22 protein-coding genes and 1 other annotated feature are annotated in these 22,635 nt (G+C 44.9%); all 22 genes read left to right on the forward strand.

Annotation, left to right across the window (positions count from 1 at the left end):
• Positions 1 to 124: 124 nt before the first annotated feature.
• The 22 genes from sigG to pyrE all read left to right on the forward strand — a co-directional run bounded on the left by sigG (position 125) and on the right by pyrE (position 22,601).
• Positions 125 to 904 carry an RNA polymerase sporulation sigma factor SigG gene (sigG, locus tag LGO15_RS08505; RefSeq protein ID WP_144474803.1) on the forward strand — a complete coding sequence of 260 codons (780 nt, stop codon included), beginning with the start codon at positions 125 to 127 and terminating at the stop codon, positions 902 to 904.
• A 160-nt stretch (positions 905 to 1,064) separates the two neighbouring features.
• On the forward strand, positions 1,065 to 1,337 hold the full coding sequence (locus LGO15_RS08510; RefSeq protein ID WP_167831818.1) for a YlmC/YmxH family sporulation protein: 273 nt from the start codon (positions 1,065 to 1,067) through the stop codon (positions 1,335 to 1,337).
• 69 nt (positions 1,338 to 1,406) lie between these two features.
• Positions 1,407 to 2,237, forward strand: coding sequence for a peptidoglycan editing factor PgeF (pgeF, locus tag LGO15_RS08515; RefSeq protein ID WP_167831817.1), 831 nt, complete (start codon positions 1,407 to 1,409; stop codon positions 2,235 to 2,237).
• A complete protein-coding gene (locus tag LGO15_RS08520) occupies positions 2,237 to 2,923 on the forward strand; it encodes a YggS family pyridoxal phosphate-dependent enzyme (RefSeq protein WP_226087326.1) in 687 nt (228 codons plus the stop codon). Before pgeF ends, LGO15_RS08520 begins: the two co-directional genes overlap by 1 nt.
• Before the next feature lies 1 nt (position 2,924).
• On the forward strand, positions 2,925 to 3,365 hold the full coding sequence (locus LGO15_RS08525) for a cell division protein SepF (RefSeq protein WP_102262124.1): 441 nt from the start codon (positions 2,925 to 2,927) through the stop codon (positions 3,363 to 3,365).
• A 5-nt stretch (positions 3,366 to 3,370) separates the two neighbouring features.
• Entirely contained in the window at positions 3,371 to 3,631 is a 261-nt protein-coding gene (locus LGO15_RS08530) for a YggT family protein (RefSeq protein WP_167831815.1), read from the forward strand.
• 238 nt (positions 3,632 to 3,869) lie between these two features.
• Entirely contained in the window at positions 3,870 to 4,643 is a 774-nt protein-coding gene (locus tag LGO15_RS08535) for a YlmH family RNA-binding protein (RefSeq protein ID WP_226087327.1), read from the forward strand.
• A 90-nt stretch (positions 4,644 to 4,733) separates the two neighbouring features.
• Positions 4,734 to 5,255 (forward strand): DivIVA domain-containing protein, encoded by a 522-nt coding sequence (locus tag LGO15_RS08540; RefSeq protein WP_167831813.1) that lies wholly within the window; start codon positions 4,734 to 4,736, stop codon positions 5,253 to 5,255.
• 49 nt (positions 5,256 to 5,304) lie between these two features.
• Positions 5,305 to 5,545 (forward strand) — a binding site (T-box leader).
• Positions 5,546 to 5,625: 80 nt separating this feature from the next.
• Positions 5,626 to 8,385 carry an isoleucine--tRNA ligase gene (ileS, locus tag LGO15_RS08545; RefSeq protein ID WP_226087328.1) on the forward strand — a complete coding sequence of 920 codons (2,760 nt, stop codon included), beginning with the start codon at positions 5,626 to 5,628 and terminating at the stop codon, positions 8,383 to 8,385.
• Positions 8,386 to 8,524: 139 nt separating this feature from the next.
• The gene (locus tag LGO15_RS08550; RefSeq protein ID WP_226087329.1) at positions 8,525 to 8,812 is read left to right on the forward strand and encodes a TraR/DksA C4-type zinc finger protein; all 288 of its coding nucleotides are present in this window, start codon (positions 8,525 to 8,527) and stop codon (positions 8,810 to 8,812) included.
• A gap of 503 nt (positions 8,813 to 9,315) precedes the next feature.
• On the forward strand, positions 9,316 to 9,807 hold the full coding sequence (gene lspA, locus LGO15_RS08555) for a signal peptidase II (protein ID WP_167831810.1): 492 nt from the start codon (positions 9,316 to 9,318) through the stop codon (positions 9,805 to 9,807).
• Positions 9,779 to 10,690, forward strand: a complete 912-nt coding sequence (locus tag LGO15_RS08560) for an RluA family pseudouridine synthase (RefSeq protein ID WP_226087330.1) — start codon at positions 9,779 to 9,781, stop codon at positions 10,688 to 10,690. The genes lspA and LGO15_RS08560 overlap by 29 nt, the downstream gene beginning before the upstream one ends.
• Before the next feature lie 214 nt (positions 10,691 to 10,904).
• On the forward strand, positions 10,905 to 11,447 hold the full coding sequence (gene pyrR / locus LGO15_RS08565) for a bifunctional pyr operon transcriptional regulator/uracil phosphoribosyltransferase PyrR (protein WP_167831808.1): 543 nt from the start codon (positions 10,905 to 10,907) through the stop codon (positions 11,445 to 11,447).
• A gap of 145 nt (positions 11,448 to 11,592) precedes the next feature.
• Entirely contained in the window at positions 11,593 to 12,912 is a 1,320-nt protein-coding gene (locus tag LGO15_RS08570) for a solute carrier family 23 protein (protein ID WP_226087331.1), read from the forward strand.
• A gap of 177 nt (positions 12,913 to 13,089) precedes the next feature.
• Positions 13,090 to 14,034 carry an aspartate carbamoyltransferase catalytic subunit gene (locus LGO15_RS08575; protein ID WP_226087853.1) on the forward strand — a complete coding sequence of 315 codons (945 nt, stop codon included), beginning with the start codon at positions 13,090 to 13,092 and terminating at the stop codon, positions 14,032 to 14,034.
• Complete coding sequence (locus LGO15_RS08580; RefSeq protein WP_226087332.1) at positions 13,997 to 15,280, forward strand: dihydroorotase; 1,284 nt, start codon at positions 13,997 to 13,999, stop codon at positions 15,278 to 15,280. Before LGO15_RS08575 ends, LGO15_RS08580 begins: the two co-directional genes overlap by 38 nt.
• Positions 15,277 to 16,374, forward strand: a complete 1,098-nt coding sequence (locus LGO15_RS08585) for a carbamoyl phosphate synthase small subunit (RefSeq protein ID WP_226087333.1) — start codon at positions 15,277 to 15,279, stop codon at positions 16,372 to 16,374. Before LGO15_RS08580 ends, LGO15_RS08585 begins: the two co-directional genes overlap by 4 nt.
• The gene (gene carB / locus LGO15_RS08590; protein ID WP_226087334.1) at positions 16,361 to 19,573 is read left to right on the forward strand and encodes a carbamoyl-phosphate synthase large subunit; all 3,213 of its coding nucleotides are present in this window, start codon (positions 16,361 to 16,363) and stop codon (positions 19,571 to 19,573) included. Before LGO15_RS08585 ends, carB begins: the two co-directional genes overlap by 14 nt.
• Positions 19,570 to 20,343, forward strand: coding sequence for a dihydroorotate dehydrogenase electron transfer subunit (locus LGO15_RS08595; protein ID WP_226087335.1), 774 nt, complete (start codon positions 19,570 to 19,572; stop codon positions 20,341 to 20,343). The genes carB and LGO15_RS08595 overlap by 4 nt, the downstream gene beginning before the upstream one ends.
• On the forward strand, positions 20,340 to 21,281 hold the full coding sequence (locus LGO15_RS08600; protein ID WP_226087336.1) for a dihydroorotate dehydrogenase: 942 nt from the start codon (positions 20,340 to 20,342) through the stop codon (positions 21,279 to 21,281). The genes LGO15_RS08595 and LGO15_RS08600 overlap by 4 nt, the downstream gene beginning before the upstream one ends.
• Positions 21,253 to 21,969, forward strand: coding sequence for an orotidine-5'-phosphate decarboxylase (gene pyrF / locus LGO15_RS08605; RefSeq protein WP_226087337.1), 717 nt, complete (start codon positions 21,253 to 21,255; stop codon positions 21,967 to 21,969). The genes LGO15_RS08600 and pyrF overlap by 29 nt, the downstream gene beginning before the upstream one ends.
• Positions 21,966 to 22,601, forward strand: a complete 636-nt coding sequence (gene pyrE / locus LGO15_RS08610; RefSeq protein ID WP_167831801.1) for an orotate phosphoribosyltransferase — start codon at positions 21,966 to 21,968, stop codon at positions 22,599 to 22,601. The genes pyrF and pyrE overlap by 4 nt, the downstream gene beginning before the upstream one ends.
• Positions 22,602 to 22,635: the final 34 nt, after the last annotated feature.

Genomic DNA, 22,635 nt, shown 5'->3' on the forward strand with positions numbered 1-22,635 from the left:
AAATCAGCGGTTTAACTGGAGTATTCTTCCTGAAACCAATCCAGGCTTCCGGTAAATAGTGCATATTTTTCCTTCTTGCGGAGATACTGATTTTTGACAGCAGCTCCTGTGAGGAGGGAAAAGATTGACACGAAACAAAGTTGAAATTTGCGGTGTTGATACATCAAAGCTTCCCGTTCTAAAAAACGAGGAAATGAGAAAATTGTTCAGAGAAATGCAAAGCGGTGACATCACAGCAAGAGAGAAACTTGTGAATGGGAACCTGAGGCTTGTTTTAAGTGTAATCCAGCGTTTTAATAACCGGGGCGAGTTTGTTGACGACCTATTCCAGGTCGGATGTATTGGCCTTATGAAATCCATCGATAATTTCGATCTCGGACAGAATGTTAAGTTTTCCACCTATGCCGTCCCGATGATCATCGGCGAAATTAGACGCTATTTAAGAGACAATAATCCAATAAGAGTTTCCCGTTCATTAAGGGATATAGCTTACAAGGCTCTCCAAGTGCGAGAAAAGCTAATGAGTGAAGCATCTAGGGAGCCGACTGCAGAGGAAATTGCCAAGGTACTTGAAGTGCCACACGAAGAAATTGTTTTCGCCCTCGATGCCATCCAAGATCCCGTCTCCTTGTTCGAGCCGATTTATAATGACGGCGGTGATCCAATCTATGTGATGGACCAGCTAAGTGATGAACGAAATAAGGATACGAACTGGATAGAGGAGATTGCCCTGAAAGAAGGGATGAGACGCTTGAATGAGCGTGAAAAATTGATCCTAAGAAAGAGGTTCTTCCAAGGTAAGACGCAAATGGAGGTGGCTGATGAGATCGGCATCTCACAAGCCCAGGTGTCCCGCCTCGAAAAAGCGGCGATCAAACAAATGAATAAGAATATTCAAAGTTAAGCTGCCTATTTGGCAGCTTTTTCATTTTTACGGGGTACAATCCATACCATGGCACTTACGCTGAAAGAGGGAATGACTGAAGAAATCATACATCTGTTTCCCCATCATATAATTTATAAAAGGGCTAACACCTACCAAAGTGAAATCCGGAGGGATCTGTATGGTTAAGGTAACAGAATTTCAAGTTAAAGATGTCGTGAATGTTTCGGATGGCAAAAGGCTTGGTAATATAGAGGATTTTGAGATCAATTTGAATACGGGTAAAATTGAAGCGGTTGTCATTGGAAGTTCAGGTAAGGTGCTTGGATTCTTCGGTAAGGAAGATGAAGTTGTCATTCCCTGGAGGAATATCCTGAAAATAGGTGAGGACGTCATCTTGGTCCGGTACAAAGACAGCGGGGAGTATCTCCAGCATAATGAAAGTGATGAGTAAGGCCGTCATACTGTTATACTGCAGCTTGTATATGATAAACTAGACAAAAAACAGGTGAGGTATAAAGCCATGGAGCCATTCAGCTTAAAAAGTCAGGAATACTTTGTGATAAAAGAATGGATGGAACGTTTTCCTGGACTTGAAGTGGGGTTCACAACAAAAAATGGCGGTGTAAGCAATCAGGATGCTTTCACCGGTCTGAATTTCGGTTTTCATGTTGGAGACGAACAGAATGCGGTTTGCGAAAATCGTCGCCTGCTGGCCGATCAAATCGCATTCCCTCTCTCCGGCTGGGTTGGAGCAGAACAAACTCATGACATCCATATTGCCAGGGTCGAAAAATCGGATCAAGGAAGAGGTTCAACGAATTATGATTCTTCTTTTGCAGAAACGGATGGTTTTTTGACAAACGAGCAAGGAATCCTCTTGACACTTTGTTACGCAGACTGCGTACCTCTTTATTTTATTGAACCAGAGACCAGGCTGATTGGAGTCGCTCATGCTGGATGGAAGGGTACGGTACATGGCATCGCCGCCGAGATGATCAGCAAATTTCAGCAAAATGGAGCAAAAACGGAAAAAATTTCTGCCGTAATTGGCCCATCAATATGCAAAAAATGTTATATTGTTGATGAGAGAGTCATCAATTTAGTGAAAAATATACTAGATGGTGTCGATAAATTACCATATAATCAAGTTAGTGAAGGGCAATATTCTCTCGATTTAAAGGAATTGAACCGACAGATCCTGTTAAAAGCAGGAGTATCAGACGGGAATATACAGGTTACCGATTATTGCACAAGCTGCCATAGCGAGCATTTCTATTCGCATAGACGGGACAAGGGAAATGCTGGCCGCATGATGGCGTATATCGGCTGGAAGGAGGATAGCCATCCATAATGAACGTAAAAGGAAATCTGGAGGTTATCCAGAGTCAAATAGCAGATACCTGTTGGGATGTGGGCCGCAGCCCTGACGAGGTGAAAATCATCGCGGTGACGAAATATGTGTCTCCTGAAAGGGCACAAGAAGCGATTAACGCCGGTGTAATCCATCTCGGTGAAAACAGGGATGAGGGATTGCTTCATAAAATCAGCCAATTGCAGGACAAGCCTGTTTGGCATTTTATCGGATCATTGCAAACAAGAAAAGTAAAGAACATCATCGAATATGTTACATATATTCACTCGCTGGACAGGCTCTCGCTGGCAAAGGAAATCAATAAGCGTGCCCATTCAAGGGTGAAATGCCTGATTCAGGTCAATGCATCCGGTGAAGAGAGCAAGCATGGATTGAGGCCGGATGATGTTACTGGTTTTGTTCAAGAATTAGAACAGTATCAAAATATTGAAGTGAGCGGACTGATGACAATGGCTCCATACACTGAAGACGAGCAGGTCATCAGGGATTGTTTCAGGACGATGAAAAAGCTCCAAGTTGAAATACAAGCGCTGCAGCTGGAAAATGCACCATGTACTGAATTGTCAATGGGGATGTCAAATGATTTTAGAATAGCTGTTGAAGAAGGATCCACAATGGTGCGCATTGGCACTGCATTGGTTGGGAATGAATCGGAGGTGCAATAATATGAGCTTAAAATCAAAAATTAAGACATTTTTTTTCCTGGAAGATGAATATGACTATAATGATGAGGAAATGCTCGAGGAAGAAGCTGAACCCTTCAAGCCCAATAAACAGCCTGTCCAGCAAAAGCAGAATGTGGTAAGCCTACAGAGTGTGCAAAAATCATCCAAGGTAATCCTGATGGAGCCTAGGATGTATGCGGAAGCACAGGAAATTGCCGATCATTTGAAAAATCGGCGGGCTGTCGTTGTGAACCTGCAACGTATTGAACAGGATCAGGCAAGGCGAATCGTTGATTTCCTCAGTGGAACAGTTTATGCGATCAGCGGTGATATCCAGCGGATCGGCATGAATATCTTTTTATGTACCCCGGATAATGTGGAAGTAACAGGGAATATTTCTGAACTGATGCAGGAGCGGGATTACCAAGAGTCGAGGTGGTAGATTAGATGGATTTAGTAATAGGCATAATAGCACAATTAGTCAGTCTTTATCAGTGGGCCCTGATTATTTATATTTTCATGTCATGGTTCCCTAATGCAAGGGAAACGGCAATCGGACAATTTTTAGCACGTATTTGCGAACCATTCCTGGAGCCTTTCCGCAGGATTGTTCCCTCAATCGGTATGATTGATATTTCGCCAATCGTTGCGTTCCTTGTATTGCGCTTTGCTGTCTCAGGCTTATATCAGCTGGCTGCATGGTTTTAATTTGGATAATTCTTATGTTGCAGGGTCTGGATCAGACCCTGTTTGTTTTTATAATTTCAGATCTTATATCATTTCAACTTAGAGAATTGTCCAGCTCCAGCGCCTAGCCCCTCGAGACGCTTCGGTCCTGCCAATGAAGTCAAAGAACGACTTCACTGCCAGGCCCTCCAGCGCTTGTCGGGGCTGACCAAGGCGCTTCCGCTTTTCTTATATCAAAGCAACAAAAAGGAGTACTGTAATGAGTATCTACCAGCATTTCCGTCCAGAGGAACGGGAATTTATTGACCAGGTGATTAACTGGAAAGAATATGTTGAGCAAAATTATGCTCCGAAACTGACTGATTTTTTGGATCCTCGTGAACAGCAGATCCTGGCCACAGTCATTGGGAAGCATAATGATGTGAAATGGGAGCTGTTTGGCGGTGCTCCGGGGACCGAAAGAAAGCGGGCATTTCTTTTTCCAGAGTACCTGGAAGCTAAAGATGAGGATTTCCAGGTGAAGCTATTTGGGATCGATTATGCAAAGAAGTTTGTGAATATTGAACACCGTCAAGTCTTAGGCAGCCTGATGTCACTCGGTTTGAAACGTGGAAAATTTGGAGATATCCTGATTGAAGGAGACGATGTGCAGTTTTTCGCAGCTGAGGAAGTCGCCGATTATATCCGGTTACAGTTAGAATCGATTGGCAGAGCCTCGATTTCATTGTCCGAGCTCCCGCTTGAAAAAGCAGCGGGAATTGCTGAGGAATGGAGTGAAATGACCACCACCGTATCCTCGATGAGACTTGATACTGTCATGTCCGCTCTATTTAATCTATCAAGGCAAAAATCCCAGCTGCTCATCCAGCACGGCCAGGTAAAGGTTAATTGGACAGCGATTGAAAATACGGCATTTGAATGCGGTGAAGGGGATGTCATCTCCGCACGAGGATACGGGCGTGCAAAAATTATCACAATTGAAGGAAAAACAAAAAAAGATAAATACCGGGTTATTGCCGGGAGAAAAAAATAATTATATAGTATAGAAGAAGGATTTTTAGTTTATTTGTCGAATCATAGCTTTAAGTACATAAAGGATTATAACTTAATGGGAGGTGGCGTCATGCCTTTAACGCCGTTAGATATACACAACAAAGAATTTAATAAGGGATTTCGCGGGTATGATGAAGATGAAGTAAATGAGTTTCTTGACAATGTGATCAAGGACTATGAACTACTTATCCGAGAGAAAAAAGAGCTTGAAGAAAAGCTGAATGAAATGAATTCAAGGCTTGGCCATTTTACAAATATAGAAGAAACATTGAATAAATCAATTGTGATCGCACAGGAAGCTGGCGAAGAAGTACGTCGCAACGCACAAAAGGAAGCTAAGCTGATCATCAAAGAAGCAGAAAAGAACGCTGACAGGATCATCAACGAATCCTTATCCAAAGCACGTAAAATCGCTTTGGAAATCGAAGAGTTAAAGAAGCAATCTAAAGTATTCAGGACAAGATTCAAGATGCTGATCGAAGCGCAGCTTGATATGCTGAATACAGATGATTGGGATCACCTTCTTGAATATGAATTGGATTCAACAGAATTAAAAGCGACAGCCAGAGAAGAAGAAGACTCACTGGCTTGACGCAGGCACGCTGTTTCGCATATAATTTCATAACAAAGTGCAATAGATGAAAGAAACGATGACAGGGACAGTATGGCGTTCCAGATGCTTGTTTTCAGCGAAATGGGGAAGGTGGAAGCCCATTACAAGAGGATTGCCAGAAAATCACCCGATAGTTCCGAACTGAACATCCAGGAAGGATCAGTAAGTGCAGGCGTGACATTCGCGTTAAGAATGCTAAGAGGACAGGATGATCATGTCATGTCTATTTAGGGTGGTACCGCGGGAATATAAACCTTCTCGTCCCTTTTCAGGGATGAGGAGGTTTTTTTTATTTTCCCAAATCGTTTTCTTTCATGGTTGCAATGGTAAAAATAGGAGGATCAATAGAATGGAGTACAAAGACACTTTGCTCATGCCGAAGACCGAGTTCCCGATGCGCGGAAACCTTCCGAACAGGGAACCTGAAATCCAGGCAAAATGGGAAGAAATGAATATTTATGAAAAGGTTCAAAAACACACGGCAGATCGCCCGCTGTTCATCCTGCATGATGGACCTCCGTACGCAAACGGTGATATCCATATGGGTCACGCTCTGAATAAAATCCTCAAAGATTTTATCGTTCGTTATAAATCAATGAGCGGTTTTTGCTCGCCATATGTACCTGGCTGGGACACTCATGGATTGCCGATCGAGCAAGCATTGACGAACAAAGGTGTAAAACGCAAGGAAATGACAGTAGCAGAGTTCAGGAAGCTGTGTGAAGAGTATGCTTACCAGCAAATCGACAATCAGCGTGAGCAGTTCAAACGTTTGGGTGTTCGCGGTGACTGGGAAAACCCTTATATCACTTTGAAGCCAGAATATGAAGCACAACAAATCAAGGTATTCGGCGATATGGCGAAAAAGGGATACATCTATAAAGGCAAAAAGCCTGTTTACTGGTCTCCATCAAGTGAATCTGCCCTGGCTGAAGCTGAAATCGAGTATCAGGATAAGCGTTCTGCTTCCATCTACGTTGGCTTCCCTGTAAAAGACGGCAAGGGAGTTCTTGACCAGGATGTTGAAATCGTCATCTGGACGACTACTCCATGGACGATCCCAGCAAATCTTGGCATCTCCGTACATCCTGAATTGACATATGTTGTAGTAGAAGCTGACGGAAGGAAATTCCTTGTAGCTGAAGAATTACTTGAGGCTGTTACGAATGAAATCGGCTGGGAAAATTCTTCGATCGTTAATAAAGTTGCTGGTAAGGAGCTTGAAGGAGTACTCGCGAAGCATCCATTGTACGGTCGCGATTCCCTTGTCATGCTAGGTGACCATGTAACGACCGATGCTGGTACAGGATGTGTCCATACTGCTCCTGGACACGGGGAAGATGACTTCCATGTTGGCCAGAGGTATGGACTTGAAGTTTTATGCCCTGTCGATGACAAAGGAGTTATGACAGCAGAAGCTGAAGGTTTTGAAGGTTTGTTCTATGATCAGGCAAACAAGCCAATCACAGAAAAGCTAGAAGAAGCAGGTGCCTTGCTGAAGCTAAGCTTCATCACTCACTCCTATCCGCATGATTGGAGAACAAAGAAACCTGTTATCTTCCGTGCAACAGCACAGTGGTTCGCGTCCATCAAAGATTTCCGCGGTGAATTGCTAAAAGCGGTTGAAGAGACAAAATGGGTTCCGGCATGGGGTGAAACTAGACTGTTCAATATGGTCCGTGACCGTGGTGACTGGTGTATTTCCCGTCAGCGTGCATGGGGCGTTCCAATTCCTGTATTCTACGCTGAGAACGGCCAGGAAATCATCACGGATGAAACAATCGAACATGTTTCAAACCTTTTCCGTGAGCATGGATCAAATATCTGGTTTGAAAAGGAAGCGAAGGAATTGCTTCCTGAAGGCTTCAGTCATCCTGGCAGCCCTAATGGCCAGTTTACAAAAGAAACAGACATCATGGACGTTTGGTTCGACTCAGGTTCATCTCACCAGGCAGTGCTTGTAGAGCGTGATGATCTTCAGCGCCCGGCAGACCTTTATTTGGAAGGATCTGACCAATATCGAGGCTGGTTCAACTCTTCGTTATCAACAGGAGTTGCTGTAACAGGGAAAGCTCCTTACAAAGGTGTACTGAGTCATGGTTTCGCACTTGATGGCGAAGGCCGCAAGATGAGTAAATCAATCGGTAACGTTGTCGTCCCTGCAAAGGTCATGAATCAGTTGGGTGCAGATATCCTGCGTCTATGGGTTGCTTCCGTCGATTATCAGTCAGATGTACGTGTTTCTGATGCGATTCTTAAGCAGGTTGCTGAAGTATACCGTAAAATCCGCAACACGTTCAGGTTCTTGCTTGGAAATCTTTCTGATTTCAATCCTGAAACAGATGCAGTTCCATTCGAACAGCTGCGTGAAGTTGACCAGTTCATGCTTGTGAAGCTGAACAAATTGATCAAATATGTTCGCAATGCATATGACAATTACGAATTCGCAGGTGTCTACCATGCAGTCAACAACTTCTGTACGCTTGACTTAAGTTCGTTCTATCTTGATTTTGCAAAGGATGTCCTTTACATCGAAGCAGCCAATCATTCTGATCGCCGCGCAATCCAGACTGTATTGCATGAGAGCCTGCTTGCGTTGGTTAAGCTCACTGCACCTATCCTTTCTCACACTGCTGATGAGGTTTGGGGATTCATTCCTTCAGCTAAAGAAGACAGCGTCCAGCTGACAGATATGCCTGAAGCGAAAGAAATCGAAAATGCAGAAGCGCTTGAAAATAAATGGAATGCCTTCATGAAGCTCCGTGATGATGTCCTTAAGGCACTTGAAGAAGCGAGAAACTCAAAAGTGATCGGCAAATCGCTGACAGCAAAGGTATCTCTATATGTCAATGACAGCACAAAAGAGCTTCTGGATTCTATCTCTGAAAACTTAAGCCAGCTATTCATTGTATCAGGATTCGAAGTGGCTGGAAGCTATGACCAGGCTCCTGACAACGCAATTAAGCTTGAAAATACTGCGATTGTTGTTACAAAGGCTGAAGGTGAAACATGTGAAAGATGTTGGGTTGTTACACCAGAGGTCGGAAAAGTCGAAGAGCATCCAACACTTTGTGAGCGATGTGCAACTGTAGTCAAAGAGAATTACTAATACGCTAAAATGAGACTCCGGGTTTATGCCCGGAGTTTTTTCTATGCTTGGGAAATCCTGCAGTACATGTAAAATGTTTAATTGAGTCAGTAAAATGTTTCGGGAAATAATAGCTGTAAACAGGAACGGGGGCAGATATATGCAAAGTAATCTCGATTACATTTACAATGAGCTCCGCGAAACGAGAACAGAATTGTTAACGTACCTGAATTACGGACAGAAAGACGAAAGAATTTTACATTATATAAAAGATGAGCTTCGCGATATCGAAGCAGCACTGGAAAAGATGGAAAATGGCGAGTATGGAAAATGTGAAATATCCGGTGAATATTTGCCATATGAATTCTTGCAGTCAATTCCTACCGCGAAATCTGCTGTCGAATTGGACGATATGGAGCAATACTACCGAAAGCCGATTTATTCATAAGTTTTGAACAGTTCTACGGCAAGAATTATTTTGATAACTGCAGTGGCTGGAAAAAATCAATGAAAATTTCCAACTCGCCAATAAAAATTGGTTTTCGCCAATAAACAGTCTATATCGCCAATAAAAATCTAAAATCGCCAATAAACAGTTCAATATCGCCAATAAAAAATATTTTACCCCAATAAACCAATTGGACAGATCGTTTTCAGGATCCAATACAGCCAATATGAATTAAATTCCTCTGTTCTTGAGGTTTTACCACCTTTAATGTCAGTAAATCTGTCGTACTAATGAAAAATATGAAAGCCTAATTAGCAATTTGAGGATTGTCCAGCTCCAGCGCCTAGCCCCTCGAGTCGCTTCGGTCCTGCCAATGAAGTCAAGACCGACTTCACTGTCAGGGCCTTCAGCGCTTGTCGGGGCTGACCAAGGCGCTTGCGCTTTTCGGGATATGTGCTAAAATGCAAAGGTAATGAATTGCTGTGGATGTGGAGGTTACCTTTGTGTTTTATTACATAATTGCACTGTTTGTTATCTTGCTTGACCAGGTTACAAAATGGCTGATTGTCAAAAACATGGAGCTTGGGGAGAGCATAAAGGTCATAGAGAATATCTTTTATATCACTTCGCACCGTAACCGTGGTGCTGCGTGGGGAATCCTGCAGGGACAAATGTGGTTCTTCTATGTCATCACTGTGATAGTTATTATTGGCCTTGTCATTTATATTCAAAAAGCAGCTAAAGGCAAGCTGCTGCTTGGTGTTTCGCTTGGCTTTATGCTGGGCGGGGCGATTGGGAATTTTATCGACAGGGTATACCGAAAAGAAGTGGTGGATTTCATCAACACCTATATTTTTGGATACGATTTCCCGATCTTCAATATCGCGGATTCTGCGCTGGTAGTCGGTGTAGGATTATTGATGATTGACATGATCAGGGAAGAGAGAGAGGCGAAAAGAAAAGCTTATGGAGAAAATGGAACACATCATCAGTGAGGAACAGGCTGGTGACAGAATAGATAAAGTCGTTTCGACACTCGACGCAGATTGGTCGAGGAGTCAGGTCCAGCAATGGATCAAGGATGGGAACGTTCTTGTTAATGGTGCACAAATCAAAACGAATTATAAATGTGGTTTGAATGACAAGCTTGAAATCAGCATCCCAGATCCTGAAGTATTGGATGTCATTCCTGAGGAAATGGATCTTGAGATTTTTTATGAGGATGCAGATGTCCTTGTTGTGAACAAGCCTAAGGGTATGGTCGTCCATCCCGCACCTGGACATATGTCTGGGACACTAGTTAACGGGCTTATGGCTCATTGCAAAGACTTATCAGGCATAAATGGCATACTTCGCCCTGGAATTGTCCATAGGATTGATAAGGATACTTCCGGACTCCTGATGGTGGCAAAGAATGATATGGCTCATGAAAGCCTGGTAAACCAGCTTGTAGCCAAAAGTGTTACTCGAAAATACAAGGCACTCGTCCATGGGAATATCCAGCATGACCATGGTACGATCGATGCTCCGCTTGGGCGCGATCAAAAAGACCGCCAGAGCATGACAGTAGTCGATAATGGCAAGCATGCCGTCACACATTTTAATGTTCTTGAAAGGTTCAAGGACTTTACCTTTGTTGAGTGCCAGCTTGAAACTGGCAGGACGCACCAAATTCGTGTTCATATGAAATACATTGGTTATCCTTTGGCAGGAGATCCGAAATATGGCCCGAAAAAGACGCTCGATCTTGGCGGACAGGCTTTGCATGCCGGACTGCTTGGTTTCGATCATCCAAGGACAGGTGAGTATCTGGAGTTTGAAGCTCCGCTGCCTGAGTACTTTGTCATGCTTTTAAACGAACTAAGAGAAAACCGTTGACAAAGTTCAACATCTATTTTAAGATGACTATAGTTTAATAAGTCCTTTAAAGACAGTCCCGTGAGGCTGAGAAGGAAACGGATTTGCAACAGGCATTCAATGTGTCCTGCTGCATGCTAACACCACACGTTTACCCTCTTGCCTAAACAGACAAGAGGGTTTTTTGCGAGTATTATTCCGTTTTCAATCGTAAATAGAGAAGGAGTGAAAACAAATGGCAGAAAAAGCGGTTGTGCTCGACCACCAGGGAATTCGCAGGGCCCTGACGAGAATTGCCCATGAAATCATTGAAAGAAACAAGGGAATCGAAGACAGCGTGCTTGTTGGAATCCGCACCAGAGGGATTTATATCGCGAAAAGGCTGGCTGAAAGAATCCGTGAGATTGAAGGTGCGGATATCGCGGTAGGTGAGCTCGACATCACATTATATCGCGACGATTTGACGAAGAAGACGAATGACCAGGAGCCTGAAGTAAAAGGTTCGGATATACCGGTCGACATTTCAAATAAAAAAGTGATCCTGGTGGATGATGTTCTGTATACTGGCAGGACAGTCCGCGCAGGTATGGATGCTTTGATTGATATCGGCCGTCCAGCGACCATACAGCTTGCTGTGCTGGTCGACAGGGGACACAGGGAGCTGCCGATCAGAGCAGATTTTGTGGGCAAGAACATCCCGACATCAAGCTCGGAAAGAATCGTCGTCGAACTCCAGGAAGTAGATGAAGAAGAACGCGTAAGCATTTTTGAAAAATAAATAGAGCCCTTTTAAATGCAGTCCAGAGAGACTGAAAAGGGGGAACGCATGGCTGATGGCTTTGTGCGGGTTTTTTTAACCCATACCCTCTTTGTATCTACTGGCAAAGAGGGTTTTTTTGTACAAAAAAGAGAGGGGAATAAACATGAACAAACCAATCCTAGATATTAAAGACGTACCATCTCCATTCCAATGGTTCACACTTAGCATTCAGCACTTATTCGCCATGTTTGGCGCTACAATCCTTGTACCGTATCTGGTGGGCTTAAGCCCGGCAATCGCTTTGATTTCCAGCGGCCTTGGAACGATCGCCTTCCTGATCATCACAAAATTCCAGGTTCCAGCTTATCTTGGTTCATCCTTCGCTTTCATCGCACCAGTCATCGCCGCTAAAGCAGGCGGGGGACCAGGTGCAGCCATGGTTGGAACCTTCCTGGCAGGACTTGTATATGGAATTGTCGCCCTGATCATTAAAAAGGCAGGCTACCGCTGGATCATGCGCTTGCTGCCACCAGTCGTAGTCGGTCCAGTCATCATTGTCATCGGCCTCTCACTAGCTGGCACAGCGGTCAGCATGGCAATGAATGTCCCAGGCACTACTGAGTATAGCTTGATTCACTTCTCGGCAGCTTTAGTAACGCTGGCAGCTACAATCGTCTTCTCGATTTACGGAAAGGGCATGCTCAGCATGGTCCCAATCCTAGCTGGAATCATTGTGGGGTATTTATACTCAATGGCAATAGGCATCGTGGATTTCAGCGGGGTAAAAGAGGCAGATTTATTCGAAATGCCAGACTTCATCTTCCCATTCGTACATTACAATGTAAGTATCAACTTGGAAATCGTCATGCTGATGGTTCCGGTAGCAATCGTTACATTATCAGAGCATATTGGCCACCAGCTTGTACTGAGTAAGGTTGTTGGAAGGGATTATATTAAAGAACCAGGTCTTCACCGCTCCATCCTTGGTGATGGAATGGCAACAATGATTTCAGGCCTGATCGGCGGACCGCCAAAGACAACCTATGGTGAAAATATCGGTGTCCTTGCGATCACTAGAGTATACAGCGTGTATGTCCTGCTTGGAGCAGCCATCATCGCAACAGTATTTGGGTTCATCGGTAAAATCACAGCCCTGATCAGCTCAATCCCGACTCCGGTCATGGGTGGAGTATCCATCCTGCTCTTCGGGATCATCGCTTCATCAGGTTTGAGAATGCTGGTGGACAGCAAAATCGACTTTGGGAACACTCGCAATCTGGTCGTCTCATCTGTCATCCTTGTAATCGGGATTGGCGGAGCATTCATTAAGCTGAATGAAAACTTCGAAATTCATGGCATGGCTTTAGCCGCACTAATTGGTGTCATCCTTAACCTTGTACTTCCTGGTCGTCCAGAACCAGAAGAAGACATGTTTGAAACAGAAACTGAAAAAAAAACTGAGCAAAAGAACGATGTAGCATAGTACCACCTTTTAATAAAGTCCTGAGAGGCTTAAAAGGGTGTTATGAGCGAACCGGCTTATTTAAGATGCATGCAAACCCTATCAAACAGGGTTTATGCCGGCTCGCTCATGATTAAGCACCCTGTTGATCAGAAAACAGGGTGCTTTTTTTCTTGAAAAAAAGGAGGGGAAATGGACATGAAATGGGATTTACTGACAACATCTCAGCTTAGTACAAAAGAGATACAGGATATCATTCTGTCAGCTAGTGAATTTTCCAGCGGGAAAACCTGGCAGCCTGTTAAAAAGGTGTTCATCAGCAATTTATTTTATGAACCAAGCACAAGGACAAAGTCCAGCTTTGAGGTGGCTGAACGTAAGTTGGGACTCGAGGTGATTCCCTTTGAGGTCCAGACATCAAGCGTCTTAAAAGGCGAAACCTTGTATGACACCGTTAAAACACTTGAAGCAATCGGCACCGACGCAGTCGTGATCAGACATAATGCAGACAATTACTTCTCTGAACTCGAAAATGGGATTTCGATTCCCATCATCAATGCCGGCGATGGCAGAGGCCATCATCCAACACAATCCTTGCTAGATTTGATGACAATCCAGCAAGAGTTCGGAAGTTTCACTGGGCTTACAGTCACAATTATCGGAGATATCCTACATAGCCGTGTTGCAAGGTCTAATGCAGACGCCCTTGTAAGGCTGGGGGCAAAGGTGGTTTTTTCAGGACCTGAAGAGTGGGTGGACCAAAACAAGCTTCCCCACGGCTGTTCTTATTTGTCAGTAGACGAGGCGATCCAGTTGGCGGATGTGGTGATGTTGCTGAGAGTCCAGCATGAACGGCATGACGGCAAGCTGATATTTGATAAGAATGAATACCATCGAAACTATGGTTTGACAATTGAAAGAGAAAAGATGATGAAAAAAGGCAGCATCATTCTTCATCCGGCACCAGTCAATCGCGGAGTCGAAATCGCAGATGAATTAGTTGAAAGTCCGAAATCAAGGATTTTTAAACAAATGGAAAATGGCGTGTACATCAGGATGGCAGTGTTAAAAAGGGCACTCGAAAATAGGAATGGAGGAATGAAGAATGACAATGTTGATCAAAAATGGCAGATTGCTTACTGAAGCAGGATTTGAAGTAAAAGATATTTTAATAAAGGACGGAAAAATCACTGAAATCGGATCTCGATTATCGACTGAAGCCAAACAAATCATTGATGCTGAAGGCAAGCTGGTTGCACCAGGGTTTGTAGATCTGCATGTCCATCTTCGTGAACCAGGCGGTGAAAAGAAAGAAACGATTGCTACTGGTACACTGGCGGCTGCAAGAGGAGGATTCACAACTGTTGCTGCCATGCCGAATACGAGACCTGTTCCTGATTCAAAAGAACAGATGGAATGGCTACAGGAAAAAATAAAGCAAACAGCTTCCACAAGAGTTTTACCTTATGCATCGATCACAGTCAGGGAGCTTGGCCAGGAGCTGACTGATTTCGCTGGATTAAAAGAAGCTGGAGCTTTCGCGCTGACAGATGACGGTGTGGGTGTCCAATCTGCAGGAATGATGCTCGAGGCAATGAAAAGGGCGGCAAAGCTTGATATGGCAATAGTTGCACATTGCGAAGAGAATACATTGATCAATAAGGGCTCACTCCATGAAGGAAAAAAAGCCGCTGAACTGGGAATCAACGGAATCCCGTCAGTTTGCGAATCTGTACATATAGCAAGGGACATTTTACTCGCCGAAGAGGCAGGCTGCCACTACCACGTCTGCCATATCAGCACGAAAGAATCGGTCAGGGCAGTCCGGGATGCAAAGAGATATGGCATAAAGGTTACGGCAGAGGTAACACCGCATCATCTGCTTTTAAATGAAGATGACATAACAGGCAATGATGCCAACTATAAAATGAATCCTCCGCTCCGGAGCAAGGCAGACCAGGAGGCATTGATTCAAGGGCTGCTGGACGGGACGATCGATTTTATCGCCACTGACCACGCCCCGCATACGATCGAGGAGAAAGCAGAAGGAATTCAACTTGCTCCTTTTGGGATTGTCGGACTGGAAACAGCATTTCCTCTCCTGTATACACATATGGTCAAAACAAATGTCATTACCTTAGAACAGTTGATAGAATTTTTTACTGTCAAACCCGCGAAAGCATTCGGATTGCCTTATGGTGAGCTGAAGGCTGGGGCACCAGCGGATATTGTATTGATAGACCTTGATGAAGAAAAAGAAATCAATCCAGAAGAATTTTTATCAAAAGGAAAGAATACACCATTCGCAGGCTGGAGATGCAAGGGATGGCCTGTAATGACGATTGCTGAAGGAAAAATAGTCTGGGAAAAGGGAGTTGTGACCGCATGAAAAAGCAGTTGATTTTGGAAGATGGCACGGTATTTGTTGGAGAAGGCTTTGGCAGTGAAACAGCGACGGCAGGAGAAGTGGTATTCAATACAGGAATGACTGGCTACCAGGAAATTTTGTCAGATCCATCATACTGCGGACAAATTGTGACATTGACATACCCGCTAATCGGTAACTACGGCATCAATCGAGATGATTTTGAATCAATCAACCCTGCAGTCCAGGGTCTCGTCGTAAGGGAGAATGCTGACTTTCCATCCAATTGGCGCTCTGAACTTCCTTTGGATGCTTACCTAAAAATGAAAAACATACCTGGCATAGCCGGGATCGATACTAGAAAGTTGACGAAGATCATTCGCCAGCACGGGACATTGAAAGGATCCATCTGCGGGATGGATGCAAATCCCGATGAAGTCATTGCCACATTAAAGAGCAGACTCCTGCCAAGTGATCAGGTAAAGCAAGTATCCACGAAAACAGCTTACCCAAGTCCTGGCCGCGGCCACAGGGTGGTCCTGGTTGACTTCGGACTAAAGCACGGAATTTTGCGAGAGTTGAATGATCGCAATTGTGATGTGGTTGTTGTCCCGTATAATACGACTGCTGACGAGATCCTAAGTCTTAGCCCGGATGGCATCATGCTGTCAAATGGACCTGGGGACCCGAAAGATGTGCCAGAAGCAATACAAATGATCAAGAGCTTGCTGGGTAAGGTTCCAATGTTCGGAATTTGTCTTGGACATCAGTTATTTGCCCTAGCCTGCGGAGCAGATACAGAGAAAATGAAATTCGGTCATCGCGGTTCGAACCATCCAGTAAAGGATTTACAAACAGGAAAAGTAGCACTGACGTCTCAAAACCATGGATATACCGTTACGGAAGACTCTGTCACAGGAACAGAGCTTGAGGTTACACATATAGCATTGAATGACGGGACGATCGAGGGGCTGGCCCATAAGACGGCGGCAGCATTCACAGTCCAATATCATCCAGAAGCGTCTCCAGGACCGGAGGATGCGAACGGATTATTCAACCAATTCATCGAGCTAGTTGAAGCAGAAAAAAAGGAGGCTGTCACAAATGCCAAAGCGTAAAGATGTTAATAGTATATTAGTTATAGGATCTGGCCCTATCATTATAGGCCAGGCGGCAGAATTCGATTATGCAGGAACGCAGGCATGCATCGCATTGCGTGAAGAAGGTTATAAGGTAATACTCGTCAACTCGAATCCCGCTACAATCATGACGGACACGGAAATTGCAGATGTTGTATACATAGAGCCTCTTACTCTTGAATTTGTGGCGAGGATCATTCGCAAAGAGCGCCCGGATGCCATTCTGCCGACACTTGGAGGTCAAACAGGATTAAACCTGGCTGTGGAACTAGCGAAGGCAGGAGTGTTGGAAGAATGCAATGTGGAAATTCTCGGGACGAAACTTGATGCGATCAACCAGGCAGAAGACAGGGAACTTTTCAGAAGCCTGATGAATGAGCTCGGACAGCCCGTCCCTGACAGCGACATCATCCACAACCTTGATGAAGCCTACACCTTTGTGGAGAGAGTCGGATATCCAGTGATTGTCCGCCCTGCTTTTACGATGGGAGGAACTGGCGGAGGCATTTGCAGCAATGAAAAAGAATTGATTGAAATTGTGACTAGCGGCATAAAAAACAGCCCTGTAGGACAATGTTTGCTTGAAAAAAGCATTGCCGGTTTCAAGGAAATCGAATATGAAGTCATGCGTGACAGCAATGACAATGCCATTGTTGTCTGCAATATGGAAAACTTCGATCCAGTCGGTGTCCATACAGGGGATTCCATTGTTGTCGCACCAAGCCAGACATTGAGTGACCGTGAGTATCAGCTTCTGAGGAATGCCAGCTTGAAAATCATCAGAGCCCTTAAAATCGAAGGCGGCTGCAATGTCCAGCTGGCACTTGATCCAGATAGCTTTAACTATTATGTAATCGAAGTGAATCCGCGGGTCAGCCGATCCTCTGCTCTTGCCTCGAAGGCAACGGGCTATCCAATTGCAAAGCTTGCAGCGAAAATTGCGGTAGGATTGACACTTGATGAAATGCTGAACCCCGTGACAGGAAAAACGTATGCCTGCTTCGAGCCTGCGCTTGATTATGTGGTAACCAAAATCCCGCGCTGGCCATTTGATAAATTCGAATCTGCGAACCGCACACTTGGAACTCAAATGAAAGCAACTGGTGAAGTTATGGCAATCGGGCGCACTTTTGAAGAGTCACTGTTAAAAGCGATCCGATCTCTTGAAGCTGATGTGATCCACCTTTCTTTGAATAATCATAGTGAAATCAACGATGAATTGCTTGAAAAGAGAATCCGCAAGGCTGGAGACGAAAGATTGTTCTACATTGCAGAGGCAATCAGAAGAAGCGTTTCGATTGAAACGATCCACAGCTGGAGCAAAATCGATAGATTCTTCCTTCATAAACTAGAGAGATTGATAGCTTTTGAGCAAGAGATTGCTGAGCAGAAGTTTGACTTGGAAACAGCCAGATCAGCAAAGCGAAAAGGATTTTCGGATAAGGTAATGGCCAATCTGTGGAATGTCGAAGAAAAGGAAGTATACCAGTGGCGGCTTGAGAATAGCCTTATTCCTGTATTTAAAATGGTCGATACTTGTGCCGCTGAATTCGAATCAGAAACGCCATACTTCTATAGCACATATGAAGAAGAAAATGAATCAGTAGTGACAGAAAGAAAAAGCGTCATCGTACTTGGGTCCGGACCAATCAGGATTGGGCAGGGAATCGAATTCGATTACGCAACCGTCCATTCCGTCAAAGCCATCAAGGAAGCGGGTTACGAGGCCATCATCGTCAATAACAATCCTGAAACGGTCTCTACCGATTTCAGCATCTCGGATAAACTGTACTTTGAACCATTAACCATCGAGGATGTCATGAACATTATCAATCTTGAAAAACCGGTTGGAGCGGTCGTTCAATTCGGCGGGCAAACTGCGATAAACCTAGCTTCAAAGCTTGTTGACAGGGGAGTTAAAATTCTCGGAACAAGCCTAGAGGACCTAGATCGAGCAGAGGACCGCGACAAGTTTGAGCATGCACTATCCGACCTCCAAATCCCTCTTCCAAAGGGAAGCACAGCGAAATCAGTGGAAGAAGCAGCGTTGATTGCATCGGAAATTGGCTACCCAGTCCTTGTAAGACCATCCTATGTACTCGGCGGCAGGGCAATGGAGATTGTCTATAAGGAAGAAGAGCTCCTGCACTATATGAAAAACGCAGTGAAAGTCAATCCGGAATATCCTGTGCTGATCGATCGTTATCTGACTGGAAAAGAAGTGGAGGTCGATGCAATTTCCGATGGTGAGAACGTATTGATCCCGGGAATAATGGAGCATATCGAAAGAGCAGGTGTCCACTCGGGTGATTCAATCGGTGTGTATCCGCCTCAAAGCCTAAGTGAAGAAGTAAAACAAAAGCTTGTAAACTATACGATTGATCTGGCTAGAGGATTGAACATTGTCGGGCTGCTGAATATACAATATGTCATTGTGAATGAGGAAGTGTATGTGCTCGAAGTCAACCCTCGCTCCAGCCGTACGGTACCATTCCTGAGCAAAATCACGAATGTTCCGATGGCAAAGATTGCTACCAAGGTCATTCTTGGCCAGAGCCTGCCAGAACAAGGCTACGAAACAGGACTTGTTCCAGAGCAGCATGGAGTTTTTGTGAAGGTACCAGTATTCTCGTTTGAAAAATTACGCAGGGTGGACATCACCCTCGGACCGGAAATGAAGTCTACCGGGGAAGTTATGGGTAAAGATACAACACTGGAGAAAGCCCTGTACAAAGGAATGGTTGCAGCTGGTATGAAGTTCAAGGAGTTTGGCACAGTACTCCTCACAGTAGCAGATAAGGATAAAGAAGAAGCTCTGGCACTGGCGAAGAGATTCTCGAACATTGGCTATCAACTAATGGCGACAGAGGGGACAGCCAACTATCTTGAAAATGCCGGCATTAAGGTAAAGACAGTCGGAAAAATCGGTGCTCACGGACCGAACTTGATTGATGTGATCCGCAAGGGTGAGGCACAGATGGTCATCAATACGCTGACAAAAGGCAAGCAGCCAGAACGTGATGGATTTAGGATCCGCCGCGAATCTGTAGAAAATGGTGTACCATGCCTGACATCACTGGATACAGCAAAAGCGATTTTAAGAGTCATTGAATCTATGACATTTTCAGCAGATGCCCTAAAGCCTATGGAGCCAGCCGTAGAAGGTGTTCTCATATGATCAGGCAGGAAAACTGCAAAATAGTGAGCAATAGGCAGATTGCCAAAGACATCTTTGAACTGGTTCTTGAAGGTGAGCTTTCCGCTGAAATGAAACAGGCCGGACAATTCGTCCATGTAAAGGTGGCAGATGGATTTGACCCGCTTTTGCGCAGGCCGATCAGTATCGCTTCAATCAATGAGGGGTCGTACACGATAATTTACCGCAGGCAGGGAAAAGGAACTTCCCTGCTAGCCGGTAAGACAAAAGGCACGACAGTTGATGTACTAGGACCCCTAGGCAATGGTTTCCCAGTAGATGAAGCGAAACAAGGACAGACAGCTATCCTTGTCGGCGGCGGTGTTGGTGTTCCTCCGATGTATGAGCTGGCTAAGCAGCTGGCCCGTGGAGGAGTGAACGTTATAACCATTATCGGATTCCAATCAGCTCAAGATGTTTTTTACGAGAAAGAGCTGGCGGAATTTGGGGAAGTCTATGTGGCCACTGTAGATGGATCATATGGCAGGAAAGGGTTTGTCACTAATGTTCTTGATGTACTATGTCTCAAGGCAGACTTTCTCTTTGCTTGCGGTCCAACACCAATGTTGAGGGCACTTGAAAATAGAAATGATGCACGAAGAACCTATCTGTCACTTGAAGAGCGAATGGGATGCGGTATCGGTGCTTGCTTTGCATGTGTTTGCCATACAAAGGATGATCCACATGGCTTTTCCTATAAAAAGGTCTGCAGTGATGGGCCAGTTTTTCAAGCAGGGGAGGTTGTCATATGAGTTCGCTATCAATCCATCTGCCAGGGTTAAACCTGAAAAATCCAGTCATGCCAGCTTCAGGCTGCTTTGGCTTCGGCAGAGAGTTCGGCCAACTGTACGACTTGAGTCTCTTAGGGGCAATCATGGTAAAAGCTACGACCCCGGAATCGAGATTTGGAAATCCGACCCCGAGGGTTGCCGAGACACCAGGTGGGATGCTTAACGCCATCGGCTTGCAGAATCCAGGTCTCGAGAAGGTCTTCAATGAAGAACTGCCTTGGCTCGAGCAGTTTGATGTGCCAATCATTGCTAACATCGCTGGTTCAACAGAGGATGATTATGTAAAGGTAGCAGAACAACTGTCCAAGGCTCGAAATGTCCATGCGCTTGAATTGAACATTTCTTGTCCAAATGTCAAGACTGGCGGGATCGCATTCGGCACGGATCCCGATATGGCGAAGGCGCTGACCAGAAAGGTAAAAGAAGTGTCTGAAGTGCCTGTATATGTGAAGCTTTCTCCCAATGTATCCGACATTGTCAAGATCGCCAGGGCTGTTGAAGACGGAGGAGCGGATGGGATAACAATGATCAACACATTGCTGGGCATGAGAATTGACCTGGGAACAGCTCGGCCGATCCTTGCGAATAAAACCGGCGGCTTGTCAGGACCTTCCGTGAAGCCAGTCGCCATCAGGATGATTTATGAAGTCAGCCAGCATGTATCCATCCCGATCATCGGAATGGGAGGGATACAGTCAGCAGAAGATGTCATCGAGTTTTTCCTTGCCGGTGCCAGTGCGACAGCGGTCGGAACCCAGAATTTCGTCGATCCTTTTGTATGCCCCAAAATCATTGAAGAATTGCCTGAATGGCTTGCCAAGCTTGGTGCAGACCACATTACAGAACTAACGGGAAGGAGCTGGAAGAAGAATGAAAGACTCGCTTATTATCGCCCTTGATTTCCCGAACAAGGGTAAGGTGCTTGAGTTCCTTGAACCATTTGAAAATGAACAGCTTTTTGTGAAGGTAGGAATGGAGCTTTTTTATGGTGAGGGGCCGTCAATCATTGATGAGTTAAAGAAGCAGAATCATAAAATCTTCCTTGACCTGAAACTCCATGACATCCCTAATACTGTAAAAAGTGCTATGAAGGTGCTCGCAGGTTTGGGGTGCGACTTAGTCAATGTCCATGCCGCAGGGGGTTCGGAAATGATGGCAGCAGCAATCGAAGGACTTGATGCAGGCACTCCTCCAGGTCTTAAGCGTCCAGCTTGCATTGCAGTCACTCAACTGACAAGTACATCAGAAATCCAGGTCAATTCTGAACAGCTCATCAGGGTGTCGTTACAAGAGTCGGTAATGAATTATGCGACATTAGCGAAAAAGTCCGGTCTAGATGGAGTTGTCTGTTCCCCTCATGAAGCAAGGCTCATTCACAGCCAATTGGGTACAGAATTCTTGACAGTCACACCGGGTATCCGCCCGGTGGACAGCAGCTCGCAGGACCAGAAGCGTACGGCAACACCTGAATTTGCAAGAGAGCAAGGGATTTCAGCGATCGTCGTCGGCAGGCCGATTACCCGTGCTGCAAATCCACTTGAAAGCTATCTGAAGATTAAAAATGAATGGAAGGGTGTTTACCAATGAAAAGAGAAATAGCAGAAGCATTGCTGGAAATCGAAGCCGTTAGCCTTCAGCCTGACAATCCATTCACATGGTCTTCGGGAATGAAGTCACCGATCTACTGTGATAACAGACTCACGCTCTCTTATCCAGCTATCCGCAGAAAGGTAGCTGAAGGATTGAAAAGCTTGATTGTTGAGCATTTTCCGGATGCTGAGATAATCGCGGGAACAGCTACAGCCGGAATACCTCATGCTGCCTGGGTCAGCGAACTTCTTGATTTGCCGATGAGCTATGTTCGCTCTAAAGCAAAAGGGCACGGAAAAGGGAATCAAATAGAAGGTAAGGTGACGCAAGGACAAAAGGTCGTGGTTGTTGAAGATTTAATTTCAACCGGAGGCAGTGTTATTGAAGCAGTTGAGGCATTGCGAGAAGCAGGCTGTGAAGTACTTGGTGTTGTGTCAATTTTTACATATGAACTAGAAAAAGGGAAGCAGAAGCTGGATTCAGCAAATATCTCCGCACACTCACTGACTGACTTCACGACTCTTTCTAACCTGGCAGAGGAAAAAGGGCTCATCACGAAAGAAAGTCTTGATAGCCTTGCAGAATGGCGCAAAAATCCATCAGAATGGGGAACCGCCAAAAATATTTGATTGAAAGCAGCCTATTGGCTGCTTTTTGCATTTT

The sequence above is a fragment of the Mesobacillus sp. S13 genome (genome assembly GCF_020422885.1).
Lineage (GTDB): Bacteria > Bacillota > Bacilli > Bacillales > Cytobacillaceae > Mesobacillus > Mesobacillus selenatarsenatis_A.

What these genes read in the sequence shown, in the direction of transcription:
- pyrF (WP_226087337.1), top strand. Translation starts at nt 21,253, where the DNA reads ATGAAAGACTCGCTTATTATCGCCCTTGATTTCCCGAACAAGGGTAAG.
- LGO15_RS08510 (WP_167831818.1), top strand. Translation starts at nt 1,065, where the DNA reads ATGGTTAAGGTAACAGAATTTCAAGTTAAAGATGTCGTGAATGTTTCG.
- LGO15_RS08600 (WP_226087336.1), top strand. Translation starts at nt 20,340, where the DNA reads ATGAGTTCGCTATCAATCCATCTGCCAGGGTTAAACCTGAAAAATCCA.
- pyrR (WP_167831808.1), top strand. Translation starts at nt 10,905, where the DNA reads ATGGCAGAAAAAGCGGTTGTGCTCGACCACCAGGGAATTCGCAGGGCC.
- pyrE (WP_167831801.1), top strand. Translation starts at nt 21,966, where the DNA reads ATGAAAAGAGAAATAGCAGAAGCATTGCTGGAAATCGAAGCCGTTAGC.
- LGO15_RS08560 (WP_226087330.1), top strand. Translation starts at nt 9,779, where the DNA reads ATGGAGAAAATGGAACACATCATCAGTGAGGAACAGGCTGGTGACAGA.
- LGO15_RS08585 (WP_226087333.1), top strand. Translation starts at nt 15,277, where the DNA reads ATGAAAAAGCAGTTGATTTTGGAAGATGGCACGGTATTTGTTGGAGAA.
- LGO15_RS08575 (WP_226087853.1), top strand. Translation starts at nt 13,090, where the DNA reads ATGAAATGGGATTTACTGACAACATCTCAGCTTAGTACAAAAGAGATA.
- LGO15_RS08540 (WP_167831813.1), top strand. Translation starts at nt 4,734, where the DNA reads ATGCCTTTAACGCCGTTAGATATACACAACAAAGAATTTAATAAGGGA.
- LGO15_RS08595 (WP_226087335.1), top strand. Translation starts at nt 19,570, where the DNA reads ATGATCAGGCAGGAAAACTGCAAAATAGTGAGCAATAGGCAGATTGCC.
- pgeF (WP_167831817.1), top strand. Translation starts at nt 1,407, where the DNA reads ATGGAGCCATTCAGCTTAAAAAGTCAGGAATACTTTGTGATAAAAGAA.
- carB (WP_226087334.1), top strand. Translation starts at nt 16,361, where the DNA reads ATGCCAAAGCGTAAAGATGTTAATAGTATATTAGTTATAGGATCTGGC.
- LGO15_RS08520 (WP_226087326.1), top strand. Translation starts at nt 2,237, where the DNA reads ATGAACGTAAAAGGAAATCTGGAGGTTATCCAGAGTCAAATAGCAGAT.
- LGO15_RS08570 (WP_226087331.1), top strand. Translation starts at nt 11,593, where the DNA reads ATGAACAAACCAATCCTAGATATTAAAGACGTACCATCTCCATTCCAA.
- LGO15_RS08550 (WP_226087329.1), top strand. Translation starts at nt 8,525, where the DNA reads ATGCAAAGTAATCTCGATTACATTTACAATGAGCTCCGCGAAACGAGA.
- LGO15_RS08530 (WP_167831815.1), top strand. Translation starts at nt 3,371, where the DNA reads ATGGATTTAGTAATAGGCATAATAGCACAATTAGTCAGTCTTTATCAG.
- LGO15_RS08525 (WP_102262124.1), top strand. Translation starts at nt 2,925, where the DNA reads ATGAGCTTAAAATCAAAAATTAAGACATTTTTTTTCCTGGAAGATGAA.
- ileS (WP_226087328.1), top strand. Translation starts at nt 5,626, where the DNA reads ATGGAGTACAAAGACACTTTGCTCATGCCGAAGACCGAGTTCCCGATG.
- LGO15_RS08535 (WP_226087327.1), top strand. Translation starts at nt 3,870, where the DNA reads ATGAGTATCTACCAGCATTTCCGTCCAGAGGAACGGGAATTTATTGAC.
- LGO15_RS08580 (WP_226087332.1), top strand. Translation starts at nt 13,997, where the DNA reads ATGACAATGTTGATCAAAAATGGCAGATTGCTTACTGAAGCAGGATTT.